Origin of the sequence: Streptococcus sp. 27098_8_99 (assembly GCF_041431935.1) — a bacterium.
GTDB classification, from domain to species: Bacteria; Bacillota; Bacilli; order Lactobacillales; family Streptococcaceae; genus Streptococcus; species Streptococcus parasanguinis_D.
In genome coordinates this window covers 37,479-59,106 of record NZ_JAPVYQ010000006.1, presented here as the reverse complement: position 1 = coordinate 59,106, position 21,628 = coordinate 37,479, and the positions used below count along the sequence as shown (strand labels likewise).

The following is a 21,628-nucleotide window of genomic DNA, read 5'->3' as shown; positions in this document are numbered from 1 at the left end:
AGTTTCTAAAATGATTTTTCTTCATTTTTTCTGTTGCTGAGCTTGCCACAACTTTCCATAGAGGAGATAGTCGACTTCACGGAGCTCTTTCAGGTTCTGACAACCGAGCGCACAAAGGAGCAATCTGAGATCTTCTTTCCATCCTTGGACAAGGGCGATCACTTCTTCAACGCTCTTAGTCTCTACCATCTCAAGAAAAACGCGGGATAGTCCTACGCCACGCGCTCCAAGGACTAAGGCCTTGACCATATCAAGGGGATGACGGATGCCCCCGCTTGCGAGGATCTCAACCTGATCCATCTGATCCTGTAACTGTAAGAGACACTGCGCAGTTGATTGTCCCCAATCATCCAGATAAGCACGATTGCCACCACGACGATTCTCAATATAGGCAAAACTAGTGCCACCACGACCAGAAATATCGACGGTTTTGATCCCAGCTTCTAACGCTGCCTGAACTGTTTTGGGATCCATACCAAAGCCAACTTCCTTCAGGACTACAGGTACAGGAAAGCCCTGCCCATAGTTCTTTAGATGGTCTTTCCAAGTGTGGAAAATCCGCTCCCCTTCGGGCATGAGCAACTCTTGCATCAGATTCACATGGACTTGAAGAAAGAGAGGTTGTAGCTCTTCCACTGTTCGCAAGCCCAGATCTGGCTCTTTATCGATGCCAATGTTGGCTGCTAAAAGAAGATGAGGATGGTCTTTTTTGACCGCATACGATTGATCGTTCGGATCCTTCAGCCCTGCACTGTAAGAGCCAGTAACAAAGAGAATCCCACAGGCTTCGGCTACTGCTGCCAACTTTTGATTGATCTCTTTGGCCCGTTTACTCCCGCCTGTCATGGCATTGATATAAAAAGGGACCTCCCAATCACGCCCTGCGAAATGGGTTGTTAGATCAATCTCCGCTAGATCCACAAGGGGGAGGGATCGGTGAATCAGCTCGATTTCATCAAAGCTATTATAGCAGGAGCTTTGCTCTAAGGCATAGCGAATATGCTGGTCTTTTCGATTTTCGCTCACGAATCTCCCATCCTTTCTTGGTAAATGACTTCAATATTCTTTTCCTTCCAGCGCTCTATCAAGGTCTGAGTCTCAACTGGGTCAAAACTAAGGGCGATTCCACAGTCGCCTCCTCCGGCACCACTAGATTTGGCACAGGCAGAAAGTCCCTCTGTCGCTTCTTGCAGAACTTTTAGAGCTGGGGTATAGATCAAAGGGTTCAAAGACTTTAGATTCTTATCCGCACGTTTGATACTGGTCTCGATTTCCTTTTGGTTCCCTTCACGGAGGCCTTTTTCAAGATTCTTCACTGCACTCTGACTCTCCTGAAGAAAATCTTCCTTGATCGCTCCCTTGACCTGGCGGATCAAATCACTTGAAATCGCTGGTTCCTTGGTCCAACCAACCAGAAAATCATAAGAGATGGCTGGCTGGATCGAGCAGATCTGGTAGTCCCAATCCAGGTCTAAAACTTGTGAAAGAGGCAGAGAAGTCAAGACTTCATGCAACCAAGCCCGATCAAAGGATTGGTAATAAATCAAGTCCTCGAAGGCGATACAAGCTAAATCGCCCATGGAACCATTGTCCCCTCTTTGCACCAAGACGATTGCTGCTAGTCGAAAGAGCAGGTCCGGATGTAGGTCTAGTTCATACAGAGCAGCCATGGCCTTGATCACGAGCAAGACCACACTTCCGCTGGAACCAATCCCATACTTTTTCCCCTCTTCGCCTAACGTCCCTCTTAGGTGAAGATCAAACGGTTTAGGGGATATCCCCTGATCTTTCAGCCACTCTTCCATGAGCTGAATGGTCTCTTGAATCAAGGCGTAGTCCTTATTTGGGGTCAAATCCACCTGGTAACCAAAGAGATCTGAGGCTAGCTGATAGCTTCTAGATTCTTGGATGGTAGCTGACAGATAAATAGGGATAAACTGAATCACAGCTCCATAACCAGGTGTTAGCACCGCGTATTCTCCAGCTAAATAGAGCTTGCCTCCAGTCTGTACCTGATACTTAGTCTTCATCTTGAGGGTCCTTTGTCTTAGATACGATGGTCCGATAGCGGGCGTCAAATAAAGGCACCAGCTGATCCAAGTCTTCTTCTAAACAGAGAACCTTAACATTTGGCCCTGCATCCATGGTAAAGTAACAAGCATGGCCTACAGCGCGAAGCTCACGGACAAAGTCCATAGCCTTGTGGCTCTCTTCTGTCAAGTAGCTAAAGGCTGGAGTGGCTGTTCTAGTCGTCGCATGCATAGCAAGGGCATTGCGCTCTGTCAGCTGACCGACCTGTTCAAAATTATTGGCAGCTAGATAGTCCAGCATATCCTTGTAATCTTGTCGAGACTCTTCGATCCATTCTTTGAAATTAGTCGAGGTCTCCATGCAGCGTTTCATCCCTTCCCGGCTGGAAACGGGCTTTTGCTTGTCATTGAGGACCAGCATGATCATCGCGAGTTTCAGGTCTGTTTGGACCTTATAAATTTCTCCACTTTCTTTGTCCCAGGCTGCTAAGGGTCCAAAGAAAGACCGTGAAGAAGAGCCCGAAGCAAACTTGGCTTTTTGAGCTAATTCCTCCTGGCTCAAGCCCAAATCATAATACCGATTGCAAGCCTTAACGAGAGCAGAGAGCCCGCTCGAGCTAGAGGACAAGCCTGCTGCGGTTGGCATGTTGTTGCTGGTATCCACCCGAACAAATCCTACTTCATCTGCTGGCTTCAAGCCATCAATCACAGCTCCAATTTTGGCTTGCTCAGCTGGATTTTGGAATTCCCCATCGATGTAAAATTCATGCGCAGTCGCATCTGCTGGTAAGGGAGAGAGACTCGTCTCTGTATACATATTCTCTAAGGTCAACGAAATCGAACTGGTCGAAGGGACCATCTGTTTGGCATCTTCTTTTCCCCAGTATTTGATAATCGCGATATTGGCATAGGACTTAGCCTTTACAGGTTTTCGATCCATGTATGGTGCGCTCCTTCTTTTTCTAATGCATGGGCAATGGTTGCTGCTTCACGAGAATCCTTGACGAGGGCAATCACACAGCCTCCAAGACCACCCCCGCTCATTTTAGCGCCTAAGGCCCCGTTTTCAAGGGCAACAGCGACCAAATGGTCTGCTTCAACACAGCTGACACCGACGGCTCTCAAGTGGTCATGACAAGTAGTCAGAGCCTTTCCTAGGCTCATTAGATCATTCATTTTTAGAGCCTCTTCCACCTGCTGGGTCAACTGACCAATCTCATGGAAATGGGACAAAACTTCCTGCCCTTTGGCTTCCACCTTTTGGATCGCCTCACGGGTATTGCCATGAATCCCTGTATCTGCAATCACCAAGCTCGCTTTTATTCCCAGCTCCAGCGGGTAAAAGCCTACATTCCGGATGAATTTAATGGCTTGATCGCTCAAACAAGTCTTGGCATCGAGCCCACTTGGATTCATATGGGCAATGGTTTCTGCTCGGTTGACCAGGATTTCTAAGGTCTCATCATCCAGCTCCTCTTGATAATAGTCAAAAACGGCACGAATAGCTGCGATACTCACTGCTGCAGACGATCCCATCCCCCGTTTTTCCGGTACCATGGACTGAATGCGACAGCGAATCCGGGCCTCTTTAATCCCGAGGTGCTCAAGAGACGCAAAAACTGCCATGGACAAGGTGTCATCTTCAAACAAAATCCATGGACGATCTGCCGGGACGATCTGGCAGATCACTTCGATATGATGGAGTGGCAAGGCAATAGCCGGATAACCATAGACCACCGCATGCTCTCCAATTAAGATAATTTTACTATGCGCCCTTCCGACGCCTATCTCTTTGTTCATATTCATCTCGCTCTATTAAGGTCATTACTATTTTAATATAAATCAGCCAAAAAAGCGATGCTTTTGAAGGAAATCCAACCTAAGACGGAGTTGAGTTCTATCTGACAGATAGCAAAAGGCTAGGATCCATCATCCTAGCCTTCCATTTCTATTTTTCACATTCTTGTTTGATCAGGTCCATCAAAGAATTGCGATCCAAGATCCATTGGGTCCGTTCGTCCTTCTCATAGGTCCGGTTGGACAAAAAGATCACAGCTTCCTGCCTCTTGCGATTATACATGATGAAGGTTCCTGTATAGCCCGTATGATCCAACCAGTCCCCCTCTAGATTCCATCCGAGAGCGCGGGTCTTGCCCTCTTCACGCGCAAAATTCTGAGACAAGTCACGCGCAAAATCATCCTTCAGATAATGCTCTAAGAAGCGCTCTAGATCAGCAACAGTTGAAAAAAGACCAGCACTTCCCGCATGACAGCCCAATACTCTCGCTTTGGGATCATGAACACTTCCAGAAGCAAGGCCACGGACCGTTGGCACCGCCTTTTCGACCGGTCCAAACCGTGTCTCTGTCATCTTCCAAGGTGTAAAGATCAGCTCTTCAAATAAACGATCCAAGGGCTGGTGAAACCTGTCTTCTAACCAAAAGCCCAGCAGAAGAAAATTGACATCGGTGTAATGAAAACTCTTGTCTTCTTTTAACTGCAAATTTTCAAGAGCTGTTTTCAACTGTCTCGCATCCAATTGATCCCGGTTGGGGATAAAAGGATCCAGCCCAGAAGTATGGGTCAAGAGTTCCCGGATGGTCGTCTTTTCATGAGCAAAACGTGGGTAAAGCTCTTTAAAGGGGTGATCAAGCGCAAGCTCCCCTTTCGCATACAAAAAAGCACAAATGGTAGCGACTCCGACGACCTTACTGACACTAGCCAAATCATAGACCAGGTCAGCTACTACTGGCTCTCCTTTTTCAGGATCCGCTAGTCCCAGATAGTGCTCACTCCACTGACCATCGCGGTAAAGCGCAAGAGAGGCACCTGGATAGATGCCTTCTTGGATTTGTTCGGTAATTTTTTCGATGATTGTATTCACGCTCATCACTCCATTCTTATTCTTCATAAGAAATATGGACCTGATCTTGATTGGCTTCAAACCAGAGTTCGATCTGACTTGGATCCTTGGAAATCAAGAAAGTTCCCTTACGGTGCACAAAATCGACAGCTTCTCCCAAGCGTTCTTTCAAGTCTTCCACATCAAAAGATGCCAATTCGACCTTGATCATGCTCAAATCCCAAGTCACCTTGTTCTCCACCTGGAGATCTTCTCCTTGGGCTTCTTGTAAATGGATAAAGCGGGCAAGAGCTGGCAAGTTGCTATAGAACTTCTCAGACTCAGCAAGATCAGCCACGTTGACCTCAAGAAAGTCCACATCAAAGTTCGTCAAACCTTTGAAATCTTCGGGAGCTTCTACAAGAGGCGCTTTCTCCAAAGGTTCTAGGCTTTCAAGATTTTCTTCAGCATGCACGAAAATGGTATCTCCTTGAGGAGACACAACTTCAAAGGCGCGACCATTAGCTCCTTGGTAAAGGGCAGTTGTTTCTGGCTGGCGGGCCAACAAATAATCAATTTCTTGAGCTTGTGCCACTTTCACCACGATGCGACCCAATTTCTTTGGACCTTCGACCTTACGCGAACGCATACTCGGTGACTCTTCTAAGACGATTTTTTCTACTTTTGAGGCATCTCCTAAAGATAGGAGAGCTCCTTCTTCCACTAATACTTTCATTCCCAATGTCTCTTCATAAAAGCGTTGATTGACATTTCGGTTATTCACTTTCAAGACTGGGATCACTCTTACGATCTGATTTGCTGTCATACTTTCCTCCAAGCACTTTTTATTGTAAAAGATTTTCTGGCTTTTTACAAGAAATTTTGCGCAGATTTATGAAAAACTCTATCGACAAACGCTTTCCCTATTTTCTTTAGACAATCCCTTTTTGATTCAGTATAATAGAAATTGGAACGATGACAGCGCTGATGCGACTGCTCACTCAATTCGAGATGTGAACAAGATAGGAGAATCCACCATGAAATTTAATCAATTTAGCTATATTCCTACAGCTAATGACACGATGAAGGAAGAGTTGGCTCTTTTGGGCTTTAGCTTCCAAGAAGAAAGCGATCCGAAAAAAATGTTGGAAGCCTTTGTCCGCCAAGTTTCTTTCCAATATAAGGACACAGACTATGCCTTATCGACTCTTGTGGCAGATAAAGAAATCGATTTGCTAGCCTTTTTCAACTCTGAAAAACCCTTAACAGCAGATGTTTTTTATACAGTTGCCTTTCAATTACTAGGCTTTAGCTTTTTTGTGGACTTTGATGATAGTGAAGCCTTTTGCAAGGAGACGGCTTTTCCCATCACATATGGCTCTCTCCTAGAAAACCTCTACCAACTCCTGAACACTCGCACCAAACGAGGCAATACCTTGATCGATCAGTTGGTCAGCGATGGTTTGATTCCTGAGACCAACCAGTATCACTATTTTAATGGCAAGAGTCTCGCAACCTTTACGAGCCATGATGCTATCCGTGAGGTCGTTTATGTCGAAAGTCGGGTCGATACCGACCAGGATGGTCTGCCAGACTTGGTCAAGGTCAGCATCATCCGTCCTCGCTATGAAGGCAAGATTCCAGCTGTAATGACCGCTAGCCCTTACCACCAAGGGACTAACGACAAGGCCAGCGACAAGGCCCTCTACAATATGAATGTCGACCTCGAGGTCAAAGAACCTCATACCATTCAGCTAGTAGAACCTCAATTAACAGTAGTCGAACCTGTCGGTCAAGCTGAAGAGGTGGAGGAAGCCGAAGAGCTCCTAACCCATATCAACTCTAGCTATACCCTCAACGACTACCTGCTTCCACGCGGATACGCTAATCTCTACGTATCTGGAGTGGGAACAAAAGATTCGCAAGGCTTGATGACCAATGGAAATTACCAACAAATCGAAGCCTACAAGAACGTTATCGACTGGCTCAATGGCCGTTGCCGGGCCTTTACAGATCATACACGCAAACGTCAAGTCAAAGCTGATTGGTCTAATGGAAAGGTCGCAACCACCGGGATCTCCTACCTTGGAACAATGTCTAACGGTCTTGCGACCACAGGTGTGGACGGCCTAGAAGTCATCATTGCAGAAGCAGGGATCTCTTCTTGGTACAACTACTACCGCGAAAATGGTCTCGTCACAAGTCCTGGTGGCTATCCAGGCGAAGACTTTGATTCCCTTGCAGAATTGACCTATTCACGCAACCTTTTAGGTGGGGATTATTTACACCACAATGCGGCCCACCAAGCCGATCTAGACATCGTGAAAAAAGAGCTGGACCGAGCTTCTGGAGACTACAACCAATTCTGGCACGATCGGAATTATCTCTTAAACGCAAATCAGGTCAAGGCAGAGGTGGTCTTTACCCATGGTTCCCAAGACTGGAACGTTAAGCCGCTTCACGTCTTTAACATGTTCCAAGCCCTTCCAGCAAGCATCAAGAAACACCTCTTCTACCACAATGGTGCCCATGTCTACCTCAACAACTGGCAATCCATTGACTTCCGCGAAAGCATGAACGCCCTTCTCTCTAAAAAATTGCTGGGCTATGCTTCAAGCTATGAGTTGCCAACAGTCATTTGGCAGGACAATACAGGAGAACAAAGTTGGACTTCCTTGGATGATTTTGGCAATCAAACAAGTCAGCGGACCTTCCTACTCGGAGATGGTGAAAAAGTCATCCAAAACCGCTATGCAACGGAAGATTACGAGCGCTATGGCAAGGCTTATCCGACCTTCTTAAGCGATCTTTACCAAGACAAGGCCCAACAGGTGACGATCGATCTTCCAATCGAAGAAGACCTGCACCTCAACGGGAAAGCTCGCCTTCACCTACGACTTCGCTCCAGCACCAATAAAGGCCTTCTCTCAGCCCAACTCTTAGAGCTTGGAAGCAAGAAATACCTCCAACCCTATCCTGCAGTCTTATCGGTCCGTACGCTGGATAACGGTCGCTACCACATGCTAGACAACTTGACCGAGTTGCCATTCAAGGAGGCGGGCCAACGAGTGATTTCGAAAGGTTATCTCAACCTCCAAAATCGGCATGACCTCTTAGAGGTTGAGGCCGTAACACCAGGCGAGTGGATGGAATTTGACTTTGATCTCCAACCAACCATCTACAAGCTCGAAAAAGGGGCAACTCTTCGCTTGGTCCTTTACACGACGGACTTTGAAATCACTGTGCGTGATCAAACCGATTACCAACTCACCATTGACTTAGCACAATCAAGCCTCCATCTTCCTGAAATGACAGAGGCCCACTAATCGTGGTATCAAGGCTTATCCTTTCTTTGCTTCATTTGACAGCTTAGCCTACTTATGTTACTATCTAATAGAGTATTTCATAGAAAAAGATATTAGAGGAAGTTATGGCGATTGAAAAAACTGTCAGCGAAATTGCTGAAATTTTAGGAGTCAGCCGCCAGGCGGTCAATAACCGTGTCAAGGCGCTGGCTCCAGAAGATACCCAAAAAAACGAAAAAGGGGTTACCGTTGTAACCCGTAGTGGCTTGATCAAGCTCGAAGAAATCTACAAAAAAACTATTTTTGAAGATGAGCCAGTCAGCGATGATGTGAAGCAACGCGAATTGATGGAAATTTTGGTAGATGAAAAAAATGCTGAAATCGTCCGTCTCTACGAGCAACTCAAAGCCAAAGACGAGCAACTCGCTAAGAAAGATGAACAGTTGCGCGTGAAAGACGTTCAAATTGCTGAAAAAGACAAGCAATTGGACCAACAACAACAATTGACTTTACAAGCAATGAACGACCGCGATACCTTGAAACTTGAACTCGAACAAGCCAACGAAAAAGTTCAAGAGCAAGAAAGCAAAGGTTTCTGGGCACGCGTTTTCCGTCGATAATCCGGGGCTGGATCCTACCAGTCCCTTTTCTTTTCTACCACAGGAGATTTCCCATGAAAGCATTAGAAGATTATATCGCCTTCGATCTCGAATTTAACCAATACGAAGGGGCCTATCAGATTATCCAGGTGTCTGCCGTGCGTTTTACGGACGGTAAAGAAGTCGATCACTACGACTCCTACGTCTACACCGATAAGCCCCTAAAAAGCTTTATTAACGGCTTGACTGGCATTACCCAGGACAAGATCCAAAATGCCCCTCAACTCGAGCAGGTCCTCAGTGAATTCAAGGCCTTTGTAGGAGACCGGCCCTTGATCGGATACAATGCCAAAAAGAGCGACCTACCCATCCTACTTGAAAATGGCTTGGATCTAGAAGACCAGTACGCTGTCGATGTCTTTGACGAGGCTTTCGAACGTCGTCCATCTGACCTCCACGGCATTAAAAATCTCCAACTCCACACCGTTGCAGAATTTTTGGGGGTAGCAGGAAAATCACACGATAGCTTAGAAGACGCCCGCATGACAGCTCTTGTCTACGAACAATTCCTCGAATTTGATCAAGGCCGCACCCTCCTTGAAGAACAAGAGAACTTCTCCACCAACCCCTTAGGAGGCTTGGACTTATCCGGATTTTTTGATGAATAAAAAAAGCTCAAAACTGAGCAGTACTCCTAGAGTTAGATGTTTTCATATCTTTCTTTGGGGGTTCTTTTTATTTCATTTCTGTAAAGATTGACTAAAGTAAATTTTCATCCGACAGACAAATAGAGCATTTTCAAAGGCTTATCTTAAAATATTAGTTATTAAAGATTTAATCATTTCTAATTTTTTGAATATTCATTGACCAGACTTATTCTTAGATGTATAATGAGCATGTAAAATATATCACAAAGAATAATATGTAATAAGATTTAATGATTACATCTGATATTTCTCAATCATAGGGTTCTATTTTCTAGGAGAGATTTATGATTAATATCTTTAAATATCTTGATAAAAAAACAAAATACCTAACCATTATTGGAGCACTGGCAAATGGGGGTCTCGCATTAGGGCAACCTTTGGTTGTCGCCAAAGCATTATCGATAGATCAAAATAACCTTACCTATTCCTCTATTTGGAAATTTGCTCTCTTTGGTTTTTCTGTCTATTTCGCTTTGTATAGTCTAATGTTATTTTGTAATCATGCAAATAATGTCTTTCGACGTGAAATTCACATGAATATCCGAACGGCACTTTTTCAGAAGTTAATGGAAGACAGGGAATATAGTGAAGATGAAAAGATTACCATGCTAACACAGGATATGGAATTTCTAGGAGATAACTTTTTTGAACGCTATATGTCTATTTCATGTTGGGGATTTGGGGCACTGATTACGGCAATCTATATCATTGCCCAAAATGTTTTATTGGGTTCTATCTTTGTTTTCTTCACAATCTTACGTCCCATTCCACAATTCTTGATGAATAATAAGCTAAAGAATTCAGGGGATGAAATGTCTCAGGGAAGAACAGCCGTTCATAACCAAATCTCTGATAGTATTCGAGGGGCTCAAACCTTGCGGATGAATCAAGCCTTGCCTGAAAACTCTCAGCGCGTCTGGAATATCAACCTTCGTTATCAACGAGCCATTCAAAAGTTTGTTTTTACCCATAATATTGTTTTCTTTTGTAATGGTTTTATGGTCTTTCTGAGCCAAGTACTCCCCTTGGTATTAGGGTTCTTCCTTGCTATGCAGGGTCATCATGTTTCAGTGGCTAGCCTGGTTGCTATGTATATTGCTGCTGGTCAACTGGTAGGGCCTATCCAAAATATCATGTATGATGTGGTTGAAGTACAAGGAGCCAAAACAACGGCAGAAAAGATTTTCGGAATTTTAAATCGAGCAGATGATAGTGAATCGGACAATCATTCGATCTCTCAAGTAGAAGAACTAGAAATTTCTCATTTAAGTAAATCTTATAATGGTCGAGAGATTATTCGCGATCTTAATCTAGCCATTCGACAAGGGGAAAAAGTCCTCATCAAAGGGCCAAGTGGCTGTGGGAAATCAACCCTCTTTCGAATGATCACAGGAGAAGAAAAGCCGGATGCCGGAACGATTACTTGTCGTACAAGGGATGGAGTTAAAACAAGTCACTTTGTTCGTCAGGTAGGCATTATCAGCCAGCATCCTTTCCTCTTTAATGATACTGTTCGCTACAATCTTAGTTTGGGACAAGAGTTTTCAGATCAAGAATTAGAGACTGTTTTAAGACAGGTCAAACTCGACCATGAACTAACTGATGGACTTGATTTTGTAATCACTAATAATGGAGAAAATATTTCAGGCGGACAACGTGTCCGGATTGAACTAGCCCGCTTCCTACTTCGTAAAAAGGATATTTTATTAGCAGATGAGGTAACTGCAGCTCTTGACGTAGAAAATAGTCAAATGGTTCGAGACTTGATTTTCTCACTACCGATGATGGTGTTAGAAATCGCTCACCATATTGATGATGAAAGTCGATACGATCAAGTCATTGAACTAAGAAAAGAATAAAATTGCTGACATAAACCTAAAAATATATCGTTAGTGTTTCAAAGAAAGAAAATACTAAAACTTTCCGCCGTGAGAAAAGTGCCTGAAACAATAACGTTTCAGGCACTCGGAATTATTGAGACCTTAGGCTCAATAATTAGTCTTGGAACTTCGAAGAAGTTCGCTGACGTCCGTACTCACCTAAGGAAAGTTTTTAATATGACTTTGTCTTCAATCTGAAAGAGGCTCAAAACTGAGCCTCTTTTGAGTTGATGAAACTTACTTTGCTTAAAATGGCAATTTCCCTGCGAACGCACCGAGTTTTTTCTTAGTTGCCGCATCAATTTCTTCAATGGCGGCATTGATGGCTTGCACCGTCATATCAGAAAGCGTTTCTGTATCTTCTGGGTCAACCACTGCGGCGTTGAAATCGATGGAAACGACCTTCTTATCGCCTGTCAGGGTTGCAACAACCAAGTCCTGAGCAGATTTCCCTACAAATTGAGTTGCAGCTAATTCTGCTTGGCTTTGCTCCATTTGCTTTTGCAATTTTTGAGCTTGCTTCATCATATTTTGCATATTCATCATAATGTTTTCTAGATTCCTTTCGTATCAAGGGTTTAGACCCTATTGCTTAATTTTCACTGCCCACTTCTGCCCATTTTTCTAAAAATCGTCAAATGCGTTAGCGACCTCTTTTTGTTGTGATGGGAACAAATGTGAGTAGATATTTATTGTTGTATTGATAGAACTATGTCCTAGTCGTTTCATCAGTGTGAAAAAGATATAATCCTTTCCTTCTCCTCTCCTCAATCCCTGATTTATCAAAAAGGCTACATGCGAATGCCTAAAATCATGGTTTCGGATCAATTTGAAATCTTCTGGCAATCTTTTCTTGAATGCCGCTCTAAAGTTAGAGACATTCGGAGCAGTCATAGGTTCCCCTGAAAATTGGAAAATCTGCAAATCATCTGTTGAATCAGTTAGCTTAGATAGTCTCTGACTTTGTACAGACTTCCAGGTTTTCAACTCATCCACAAAAGCTTTATGGATGTAAATTTCTCTATTTGATTGAGTTGTCTTTACAGATCCAATATGTGTTTTCCCATTGCGATAATAGGCTGACTTACGGATTTTAATATATCCCTCGTCAAGAAAAACATCTCTCCAAGTTAAGGCAAGTGCCTCCCCCATACGAATTCCCGTAAACATGAGTACACGATACAGAAGTTTAAAAGGATACTCACTTTCTTCAAAATAAGATTCAAACTTCTTGAATTGTTCAGGAGTATAATAAGACATTTCTTTATGCTTTTCTGGAAGCTTCCGAATAGCATCACATGGATTATCTTGTCTAAATCCTTTCGAAATAGCAATATCAAACAACTTATGAACAAAAATCATTTGTTGGTTAATATGCGTAGGTGTAAGGGTCCCACCTTTTACACTAGGCTGTTCAATTAACCAATCTCGATATTTTTTTACATCTTGAATGGTAACTGAAGACATATCAGCATTTTCAAAGAATCGTGATACATATTGGGTATAGTATGAGTTCTGGGTATCTACTGTACCTCTTTTATTTCCACGAAGCTCATCTTCTTCTTTTAACATTACATAAAGAGAGGAAATAGTAAGTTTTTTTGTATTCTGTATCTGATTTAACTTATGGATACGGTAATAAGCCTCATATTCCTCTGCTTCTTTTTTCGTTAAAAAATTAGATTTGCGGTGTCGTATACGTTTGCCAGTTAAGGAACTTTTACCATCACTAATATCAACTAGCCACAGTCCATCGTCCTGTTTTATTACCGCCATGCTATTTTTCTCCTTCAGTCATGACAGCGCTTTGAAGGTTCCCCTCAATTATATCATTTTTTAATTGTATTTGAAAACCAAGAATGGATTCAACTGTAATAATCGGTACACGTCCAATACGTTTATTCTTATACCATTCAAATCCTTCTTGTACAAGCTGGCTTTTAGCCTTTCGTATTAATTTACTAGCTTGTGTTTCAGAATATCCAATCAATTCCATTAAATCATTTTTATCTACAACTTGAATCATCTATATCTATTCCTTTCTAATGTCCTATAACGTATGTAAATTGTTTGGCAGTTTCTGCATCAAAAGTACGGTAACTTATGATTCCTAATCCCTTAACGTTGCATTCTGAGACGAGAATTGAACCGTCTGATTTGACCTGTTCCACAAATGCGATATGTCCGTATATTGGATCAGCTCCAGCTTGTCCAGGGCTAAATGATAGAGCAGAGTGCTCAGTCGGTGTATGAGTTGTTGTGAATCCTGGTTTATCCATCCATTGACCACCATTTCCCATAAATGGATCAAAGTTGACTCCGACTTGTTTTCCTCGGTTGAAGACATACCAGGTACATTGTCCCCAAGGATAGGTACTAGTGATATATCCTGTGGTATCAATAGCAGTTGTCAGACTGTAACCTAATGGTATATCATTTGAAGTTACTCCTCCGCCATCTCTAGTTTTACCTGTCGTTTGTTCTGGAGCTTTTGGTGTTCCTCCATGTTCATCAATGAAGGTATCCAGTTTTTGCATGGTTTCTGCACGTCTTTTTCCTGATCCGGTGGTATCTGTAAAATAGACTCCACCATCAGTTGCTGGATTGAGTGTTCCATTCGCAAACTTTTTAGCTTTGTCATCTTGAATTTTGAAGGTTTGGTTTTTATTCCCAATGATAGTTTGCTGGGTTAGTCCGACAACAGCAATCTCATCATTAAAGTTATTGGCATATTCTGGATTGGAGTCATAAGCTCCAAAACCAAACATATTGGCTCCAGGATTAGTGGCTACTCCAGCAGTTCCAAGGGAACTTTCATTCAGTGCGATCGCAACGATTCCACGGACATCAAGATTAGATTTAGCTTCCCATTCGAGGAGCTTTTTCCCATTAATTCGGTTTTTATCATAGGAGATTCCTAACGTATCTAAAAAGCCGTCTAATTGCTCTGCTGTGATACCGAAGCGATGGACAAGTAAGTTGTGAGTATAGGGATCTCCATCTGACCAGTGATCCGCATAAGTCACTCCATTTTGGGATTGTGGTGAGCCATTTGTTCCGCCACCTCCGACAGCCCCCATAAGGATAATAATAATGAGGACTGGTAGAAAGAGAGGAATGAGACCAGCTAATAGAAACCATTTTAGTTTTTTCATCGAATCTCCCTTCTAGTTAATGTCGTATATAAGCAGTGAACAAAACAGTCCCAAAACGCCATTTTGCATCTAAAACGACTGAATAGGACTTGGCCTGTAGGATGATTTGGTCCCGCTCTTGTTCTGTGACTGGAAATAAAAGAAGGAAATCGACTGAGCGTTTTCCTTCTTGGTAGGCCTGATAAAGAGTTTCTTCAAGAACTCTTGGAAAAGAAGTTCTTGAGCGTATTTTGGTATTCATATCATTCTCCTCTGAGTTGTTTTAAGCGTTCTGTTAATCGGTCTCTTCGTTCAATATTGGCTCTCAATTTATCGTCTCGTGTCATAGTCTTTCTATAAGCACGAGTGAAAGCATTCGATCCTTGAGCTTTGTACATAGCTTGAGGGTCTTTATATTCCTCTAATTTGCGTTCAATACTATTAATGCGGAGTTGTTTAAATGGAGAAATCCATTCTTCTTTAAGAGTTTGGAATTCCTCGTTTGAACTTGGTGTTGGCTCCACTGTGATTGGAGATTCCATTGAAGGAGTTGGTGTTTTTCCTTCAACTGGTTTAACCTTCTCAGGAATTGCCTTTGTTTTCGGAATGTTTGGTTCAGGAGTATCTGGACTTGTTGGCGTCTCAAGCGTTTCTGTTGGGAGTACTTCATCGGGTTGGTGCTCTGAATCCTTATTGGTAAAGAAAGAACCAACATTTTGGAAGTGACTCTTGGCATTCATCATCATCCCAGCTCCAAAACCAGCACCTGCTAGGGCAAAGTTCCCAAGGTGTTGAGCAGATGAAAGGCTTCTAGATGGTACTTGTGAAGCCACTTCTCTAGTCTTTGTGACCCCTTTTTCAACTTTGTTTCCAATATCATTCGCAACCATTCGTGCTTTAGATCCAAGAATGAATTGGATCAGCTCAGCTTTGTATTTCCATAGAAGGAAGTATACAAGTCCTTTTGAGACAACTGAAATGAGTAGTTTAAAGACAAGGCCGAAGATGATCAAGGATGGAAGAGTTTTAAGGATGCCATCAAAACCAGTAATGACGATATTTTCAATCATTTTCTCAATGTAGAAGACTAACAGAGTTAATAGACTCGTGATAGCTGGAAAAAGAAGTCCACCAAACATGACTTTCAAGACTCCAAAAATCAGATCCTGCATTCTTGGTACAAAGGACATCAATAGCACAATTGGAAAAAGCAGGATCATCATCAGGACGAGTGTCTGAGCAATAACGTTTAACATTTGGATCAAAATAACCGGTATCGCTAATACGAAGGCTTCACAGATTTTGAAGATGACATAAAACATACGAGTAAAGATGAAATCTGGCATAGCTGAAACCCAACGGTTCTTTTCACCATCATCATTGGCTCCATTTCCTAGTTCATCCAGATATTTATTACGATCTTTCGATTTAACCGCTTTAAAGTTTCCATTCTTATCGCCTGCTCCTAATACCTTACTATCGTCAAAAGTCTCTTGTTTCCCATCTTGGCTATTCTTGTATTTCCCGTTTTCTTGCCCTGTATTGACAAAGACATAAGCTTTATAAGAGGTTTCTGCAATATAGCTATCTGCCATGGAATCGCCAATTTTAATGGATTTATTATTTCCATACTCCACCTTGATATTCGTGATATTTTTGGTGACATCTTGAGAGACATGGTTGATAGTATCAAGTAGATATAGACCACCTGATGTTCCAGCGATTGTTCCAAAATAACCAAAGCCAAGGATGAGAACTAGAAAGACACGAAGGAGAGTTCTTGAAAAAGCTCCTTTCGAAAAGAAAAACTGATAAAAGAGATAAAACGCTAGAATCAGAAGCAACATTGAAACGAGTGATTGTTTTGCGACTCCGCCAGAACTTGAACCGATAAATCCTTTCCAAATATTCATCGCTCCATTAAAGACATAGTTCTTGTAGTTGGAGTAGAGATCAATCTTTTCAAGAATTCGAATCAGCAAAGAAAAGAAGCCTACCACTGCGTTTAGAATGAAAAAGAAGAAGTTGACGAAAAGCTCATTAATCAGAACCCAAGCCCCATTAAAGGAGGCAAACCCAGTCGGCTCCATATAGGACTTGAGAGAGAAGATATCGACTCCCCTTAGTTTGTCAAAAGCTTCTTGCATGGATTCACCTCCTAACTAGCGTATTTATTTTCAAGGCTTGATGATACCGTAGCTTTCATTGGTTTTAGAAGCATATCAATATCTTCAAAGATGTTGTGTACGGAAATCATATTGAGATTGCCATAGACGTCATAGTACAGGCATTGGCCAGAGATCATATTGTCAATCCATTCGAGATTGCTTTCAGTGACTTCTAGATTGACATGTTTTAGAATATCTTCTCGTTCTGACTTTTCATAAAAAGCAAAGATGGTACCAAAACCTGTTGTATCATCGTCATTTTCTGCATCATGTACAGATTGAGTAATCAGTGCCAAGGTATTATTTTTGGAGCGTCCAATCCGACGCATATTTTTGATAACGGCTTTTCCTTCTGCCGACTTCATAAGAATCCATGCTTCATCAAAGAACTCAATGGTATCTTCATTTTCATTTCGTTCTCCAAAGTGGGTACAGAAGGCACCCAGCGCAAACATGAGAGCGATAGAGTTGCGTTCATGATCTGAAATTTTTGTGGAATCGTCTTTTGGTAGTTTGAGGTTATTGACCTCTAGGATGGTCACTCGTGACTCGTAGTTAAGTCCTTGAGTGGTTCCATCTGAAAAGGCTAGTTCCAAGATAGAGTTCGTCACAATTGATGTCAGATAACGACCAACTGAAGCAATTTCAGAGGAAGTAGAGTCTCTCAGAACTTTTAGGACATGTTTAAAGCCGACTCTCTCACCAGCGACCCGTTTTTCTACAATCGCATTAATAGCTTCTGTGATAGCTGTTTTCTGATCCATCGTAACATCATCTACGGCTTGTAGTAAAAACTCAAGCATGTTTTTTGCGACCTCTACAGCTTGTTCTTTATCTAGAACGACAATAGGATCTAAGACTCCATGGTTTGATGGTAGTGAGCTATCCAGTGTCACAAAGTTAAAGTTCTCAATCTGTTTCTTGCGTTCAGGATAGAGACGTGCGAATTCAGGCGAGTTAATCACTTCTTGGTAGTGATTTCTAAGTTCACGTTTAGGGTCGATATAAAGGGTTTTAACATTTTGTAAAGCCACACTTAAAAAGATGATCTGGGCGAGAAAGGATTTTCCTTGTCCTGTTGCACCCGTAATGATGATATGCGGGTTCTTGGTAATCTTTCCAGCGATATCTTCCTTATTTCCCACTGTCGCATTGTAGAGTACAATATTCCTTGAGGAATCAATAGCTTTCTCAATATTGTCCCAACGCCCTGTCCAGTTATCTACTCGGCCGATATACCAACCGATACGGTTTCCAGAAGAGGTATTGGTGAAGGGCATGAGCTCTGAAAATCCACGAGCTGTGACCATATGTGTCCAGGTGCGAGTTTTCTTTTGGAGGTTTTCTCCATAGAGCAGGGCTTGAAAGAGATAAGGTCCGTCTTGAGAGGCCTCACTGATTTCAACGCCCATATCATCAAAGTAGTTCAAAACCACTTGCCGTCTTTGACGGAGTTGGTTCACACTAGAAGCAGAGACAATCAGATAGGCTCCATATTCGATGATATCTTCCTTGTTTCCGACTTTCTTCATTAAGTCCTTTAGGGAGATAGAGCCCATGATGATCTCGTCTTGTTGGACAGTATCAGTATTTTCTGCCTCTTCCATGATGTTTCTGTAACGTGTATTCGAGCGTCCCATTCGCCCCTTGATTTTACCAGTATCAATAAATTCTGCCTTGATTCGTAGCTCTACGGGAAAGTTCAAACGTTGGATAAATTCGCCAAGATGAAAACCGTTGAATTGAACAGGAAATTTACCAACCGGAAGAATCGTCACAAAAGAGGATCCATAAGGGCTTTCTAGCTTGAGGAAGCCACCTTTTAAGACTTTGATCAAGGTATCAGTGATATTGAATTGAGCACGATTGGCCAGTACCTCCTTCTTGTAGTGAGGGATATAGCGGAGGTATTGCATTCGCTGGTAATAAAAGAGTTCTTCATTGGATAACCGTTTTGCCCGAAGGACAGAGAAGGCTTGGAAAATGGTGAATTCATCACTTTTGTAGTCTTCATACCAAGTGGGACTTAATTCATATTCATAGCCCAGACCTTTTGCGATTTTTTCAGTAAACTCATTAAAGCTCTCATAGGCCAAGTCTTTGACGGTAGCTCCATGATTTTGTTTGCGTAAGGTCACGCCCACAACCCAGTCAAACTGATAAGGAATCTCCATTTCATCTGTTAGGCGATCCACCGTGTAAAGAAGAAGTTCTTCTCCTAGTTCACGACTGTCATCTGCTAGAGCGTCTGAAAAGTCTCGCATTTTCTCTTCTAGAAGATAGTCTTTAGGAATCAGAGATATTTCAAAGAACTTGTTTTTCTGGAGCTTCTTCATCATTTGAGCAACCGTAATTTTGTGTTTGCCCTTTTTTTCATCATCCGTAATCGTGATAGGAGTGTTTGGAATACGGTAATAAGCAACGACTGTTTGATCTTTTTTGAGAGCTAGATTTTCATGTGTTTCCCTAATAGGATAAGTTAAAGTAATACTCATAGGTCCTCCTTTTCTATAGATTTGTTTTTTCAAAGACAATTTCTTCTACAGGCTCTATTCGATCTTCGTGGTAGATAGCTTTTTTGTTTAGCTTAAAATCCCAGAAGTAAATCAGGTAATCTCCTATAAAGACGTGCATCTTTTTACCGTGAGGCTCGTATTCAGTATAAAATTTAGCCAATTTGTACGGAAGATACCAATAGAGCAAGAGAGAAATTGAGTGAGTGATTTTTGCGAGTGGCACAAAGATAAACCCTCCAAAGAGTAACATGGCCACAAAAACGATGATAAAGACAATGAAAAAGGACAACTGCATAGGTGTCGCAAAGTACCATAATCGAGTGCCCTTTTTTGTCTTAATTTCTTGGATCCAATAAGGTGCATTTAGGCCCTTACTGTAATCATAAAGTCTTTCTTCTTTCATGATTAAAGTCCTGTTTCAACTCCAAAAAGACGCAGGAACCAGCCGACTGGTTTTAGGATTTCTTGTCCTTTAGCCATCGAAACAATGACGGCATAGAAACCAACGACGTAGAAAAGCTGGAGCCAGGAACTATTTCGCCAAGCCTTTATAGCTAATGTTACAGCAATGGCTGTCAGGATCCAAATTCCATCGCCCTGGAGGAAGGTTCGTAGATTGTCTGTATTCATAGAGTTCTCCTATTCTTTATTATTTGCATAATTCAGTGGAATGGTGTGTTCTAGTTTAGTGACATAGTAGGTCTTTTCTTTTTCTGAGAGGGTAAAAGTGAAGTTTTCTGAGTGGGTGGTTCCTCCGACCTCAAAGGTTGCCTGGACATAAGCGATTAGATTTTTTCCATCTTTTTTTAGATAGGTATAATCAATCGTTTTGAAAGTGGTATTGGCTATAATATCCACATCCTTAGCAATCAGATTGAGGTTGTCTTGGTTAGTAGTATAGTTGGTAAAGAAGATCTTGAGGAACTTTTCAACCTTCTTACGCTGACCATCTGAAAAGTGGTCGTTAGCGGTTAGTTGAAGCTGATCGTCTTCGCTAAAGTGTCCAGCTTGTGAGGATTCAATGGCTGAAAACCAAGGAAGACCAGAAATATAGTATTTTCCATCTTTTTCATCAAATGGAATATTGAAACCCGTCACGATTTCTTTTTCTTCCGTGTTATTATCTCGGCGGATAGTTTCCTTGTATTTGATCTTATAGGTCGCAACCTTCCCTTCTACAGTCACTAACTGAGAATAGAGAAGTTCACTAGGATTTCGAACTTGACCTTGGGCTTTCACATCAGGAATGAAGTTATAAAAGCTATTTAGATAGTCCACTTGAGCTTGTTGTTTATCTCCTTCTTGTGGAAGGGTGAAATAAGCGTAGACATAGTCGTTCAAGTAGTACTGGAGTTTATAGTCGTATTTTCTACTAGACTCCATTGGTTGTGCCCTTTGTTTTTTAGTGGCCTCCACTTGAGCTTGTAGTGTTCCTACCTTATTTGAGAGTGTGATAGCACGAAGAGATCCCAAAAGACCAACAAAAAGGAGGAAAGCAATTCCTCCTATGACTGCGATATTGACGGTCTTTTTATTGGTGACTTTTAGTTTTGGTGGGCCTCCTTTTTTATCCACCTTTTTAAAGTGTGAGAGGTATTCTTTTGCTTGAAGCAAGTAGCGTTTAGCTTTATCCATAGATCCTCCTTTTAGAGAGCAGCTAGTTCAATGAGCTTTGAGCCTTTTGCATAGAGGCGCTTATTGGCTTTTTCGATCTCGCCATTAATGTAATAGTAGCCTCGTAGCTCAGTTTGGAGTTGTTCGATCAGGTCAGGTTTTAGATCCTTGGCTTCTTCTTTTTTAAGGAGACTATTTAACTCTCCAGCCTTGGTCCAAGCCTCTCTATGATCTTTCTTTTTCAGTAATTCTCCCAGTTCATTCGTGACTTGAGAGACTTTCTTTTCAAAAATAGTTTTAGTGGCCATTTCAATTTCCTTTCTAAATGTTTCTTGATTGTCTTTGATGGTCTTTTGAATATAAGCAATGAGTGAGGGGCGCATTTTTTTATTTACGCTCAACACTTGACCATCTAAAGTAAAACAGGCATGTTCATAGTTATAGAACCCCCTACTATCCGGAAGATCTTCTGTGCACCTGCCAGCACATTCGTAGTAGAAGTCTTTGCCCTTTCGTAAGAGGATATACATATGCCAGAATTCTTGTTCTGGAAGAAGCAGAAAATCTGCTTGATAGATCTTCTTCAGCATCTCAAGAAGCCTCAAGCAGATCATCGTAGCCTAGAGCTTGGTAGATAAAATCTGAATCAAACCAGAGCCAGTCATTGATTTGTCCTTCAGTTGGTGTATCACCAGAGAAGATATCTTCACAAATGACGGTTAGGGTATCCACTCCACCACGTTCACGGACAGTGTTCAAGGTGGTTAGTCCACCAGACCAGGCTTTAAAGTTGTCTAGTGAATTGATTTGAACTTTGTATTCCATATAGTTTT

22 protein-coding genes are annotated in these 21,628 nt (G+C 42.1%); 4 read left to right on the top strand and 18 right to left on the bottom strand.

The window, feature by feature from the left end; translation table 11 throughout:
• Positions 1-21: 21 nt before the first annotated feature.
• From fni to O3605_RS04950, 6 genes are all read right to left on the bottom strand, one after another.
• On the bottom strand, positions 22-1,026 hold the full coding sequence (gene fni, locus O3605_RS04975) for a type 2 isopentenyl-diphosphate Delta-isomerase (RefSeq protein ID WP_371585377.1): 1,005 nt from the start codon (positions 1,024-1,026) through the stop codon (positions 22-24).
• Positions 1,023-2,030: a phosphomevalonate kinase gene (locus tag O3605_RS04970; protein ID WP_371585375.1), complete on the bottom strand. Its 1,008-nt coding sequence runs from the start codon at positions 2,028-2,030 to the stop codon at positions 1,023-1,025. Before O3605_RS04970 ends, fni begins: the two co-directional genes overlap by 4 nt.
• Complete coding sequence (mvaD, locus tag O3605_RS04965) at positions 2,020-2,970, bottom strand: diphosphomevalonate decarboxylase (protein ID WP_371585373.1); 951 nt, start codon at positions 2,968-2,970, stop codon at positions 2,020-2,022. The genes O3605_RS04970 and mvaD overlap by 11 nt, the downstream gene beginning before the upstream one ends.
• Positions 2,952-3,830 carry a mevalonate kinase gene (gene mvk, locus O3605_RS04960; RefSeq protein ID WP_371585371.1) on the bottom strand — a complete coding sequence of 293 codons (879 nt, stop codon included), beginning with the start codon at positions 3,828-3,830 and terminating at the stop codon, positions 2,952-2,954. The genes mvaD and mvk overlap by 19 nt, the downstream gene beginning before the upstream one ends.
• A 148-nt stretch (positions 3,831-3,978) precedes the next feature.
• Positions 3,979-4,920, bottom strand: coding sequence for a serine hydrolase domain-containing protein (locus tag O3605_RS04955; RefSeq protein WP_371585369.1), 942 nt, complete (start codon positions 4,918-4,920; stop codon positions 3,979-3,981).
• Between the two features lie 10 nt (positions 4,921-4,930).
• Positions 4,931-5,698, bottom strand: coding sequence for a CppA N-terminal domain-containing protein (locus tag O3605_RS04950; RefSeq protein ID WP_371585367.1), 768 nt, complete (start codon positions 5,696-5,698; stop codon positions 4,931-4,933).
• 211 nt (positions 5,699-5,909) lie between these two features.
• Between O3605_RS04950 and O3605_RS04945 the strand changes: the two genes are divergently transcribed.
• The 4 genes from O3605_RS04945 (at position 5,910) to O3605_RS04930 (ending at position 11,342) form a co-directional block, all read left to right on the top strand.
• Positions 5,910-8,198 carry a Xaa-Pro dipeptidyl-peptidase gene (locus tag O3605_RS04945; RefSeq protein ID WP_371585366.1) on the top strand — a complete coding sequence of 763 codons (2,289 nt, stop codon included), beginning with the start codon at positions 5,910-5,912 and terminating at the stop codon, positions 8,196-8,198.
• A gap of 104 nt (positions 8,199-8,302) precedes the next feature.
• On the top strand, positions 8,303-8,797 hold the full coding sequence (locus tag O3605_RS04940; protein WP_003008835.1) for a DUF536 domain-containing protein: 495 nt from the start codon (positions 8,303-8,305) through the stop codon (positions 8,795-8,797).
• A gap of 53 nt (positions 8,798-8,850) precedes the next feature.
• Entirely contained in the window at positions 8,851-9,444 is a 594-nt protein-coding gene (locus O3605_RS04935; RefSeq protein WP_371585365.1) for a 3'-5' exonuclease, read from the top strand.
• A gap of 323 nt (positions 9,445-9,767) precedes the next feature.
• Positions 9,768-11,342, top strand: a complete 1,575-nt coding sequence (locus O3605_RS04930; RefSeq protein WP_371585363.1) for an ATP-binding cassette domain-containing protein — start codon at positions 9,768-9,770, stop codon at positions 11,340-11,342.
• Between the two features lie 267 nt (positions 11,343-11,609).
• Here O3605_RS04930 and O3605_RS04925 read toward each other — a convergent pair whose 3' ends face one another.
• The 12 genes from O3605_RS04925 to O3605_RS04870 form a co-directional block, all read right to left on the bottom strand.
• Positions 11,610-11,909, bottom strand: coding sequence for a YbaB/EbfC family nucleoid-associated protein (locus O3605_RS04925; RefSeq protein ID WP_003005613.1), 300 nt, complete (start codon positions 11,907-11,909; stop codon positions 11,610-11,612).
• A 78-nt stretch (positions 11,910-11,987) separates the two neighbouring features.
• On the bottom strand, positions 11,988-13,139 hold the full coding sequence (locus tag O3605_RS04920) for a site-specific integrase (protein WP_371585361.1): 1,152 nt from the start codon (positions 13,137-13,139) through the stop codon (positions 11,988-11,990).
• 1 nt (position 13,140) lies between these two features.
• Positions 13,141-13,389: a DUF3173 family protein gene (locus tag O3605_RS04915; protein WP_003005186.1), complete on the bottom strand. Its 249-nt coding sequence runs from the start codon at positions 13,387-13,389 to the stop codon at positions 13,141-13,143.
• 16 nt (positions 13,390-13,405) lie between these two features.
• Positions 13,406-14,518 (bottom strand): CHAP domain-containing protein, encoded by a 1,113-nt coding sequence (locus O3605_RS04910; protein WP_371585359.1) that lies wholly within the window; start codon positions 14,516-14,518, stop codon positions 13,406-13,408.
• Between the two features lie 16 nt (positions 14,519-14,534).
• Entirely contained in the window at positions 14,535-14,759 is a 225-nt protein-coding gene (locus O3605_RS04905) for a hypothetical protein (protein ID WP_006595216.1), read from the bottom strand.
• 1 nt (position 14,760) lies between these two features.
• Positions 14,761-16,644, bottom strand: a complete 1,884-nt coding sequence (locus O3605_RS04900) for a phage tail family protein (protein WP_371585356.1) — start codon at positions 16,642-16,644, stop codon at positions 14,761-14,763.
• A gap of 11 nt (positions 16,645-16,655) precedes the next feature.
• The gene (locus O3605_RS04895; protein ID WP_371585355.1) at positions 16,656-19,160 is read right to left on the bottom strand and encodes an ATP-binding protein; all 2,505 of its coding nucleotides are present in this window, start codon (positions 19,158-19,160) and stop codon (positions 16,656-16,658) included.
• A gap of 13 nt (positions 19,161-19,173) precedes the next feature.
• Positions 19,174-19,584 (bottom strand): conjugal transfer protein, encoded by a 411-nt coding sequence (locus O3605_RS04890; RefSeq protein WP_135782866.1) that lies wholly within the window; start codon positions 19,582-19,584, stop codon positions 19,174-19,176.
• Between the two features lie 2 nt (positions 19,585-19,586).
• Entirely contained in the window at positions 19,587-19,811 is a 225-nt protein-coding gene (locus tag O3605_RS04885) for a TcpD family membrane protein (protein WP_135782867.1), read from the bottom strand.
• Between the two features lie 9 nt (positions 19,812-19,820).
• Complete coding sequence (locus O3605_RS04880) at positions 19,821-20,816, bottom strand: conjugal transfer protein (protein ID WP_371585352.1); 996 nt, start codon at positions 20,814-20,816, stop codon at positions 19,821-19,823.
• A gap of 11 nt (positions 20,817-20,827) precedes the next feature.
• On the bottom strand, positions 20,828-21,385 hold the full coding sequence (locus O3605_RS04875) for a conjugal transfer protein (RefSeq protein WP_223356732.1): 558 nt from the start codon (positions 21,383-21,385) through the stop codon (positions 20,828-20,830).
• A gap of 1 nt (position 21,386) precedes the next feature.
• On the bottom strand, positions 21,387-21,620 hold the full coding sequence (locus O3605_RS04870; RefSeq protein ID WP_045759896.1) for a hypothetical protein: 234 nt from the start codon (positions 21,618-21,620) through the stop codon (positions 21,387-21,389).
• Positions 21,621-21,628 lie beyond the last annotated feature (8 nt).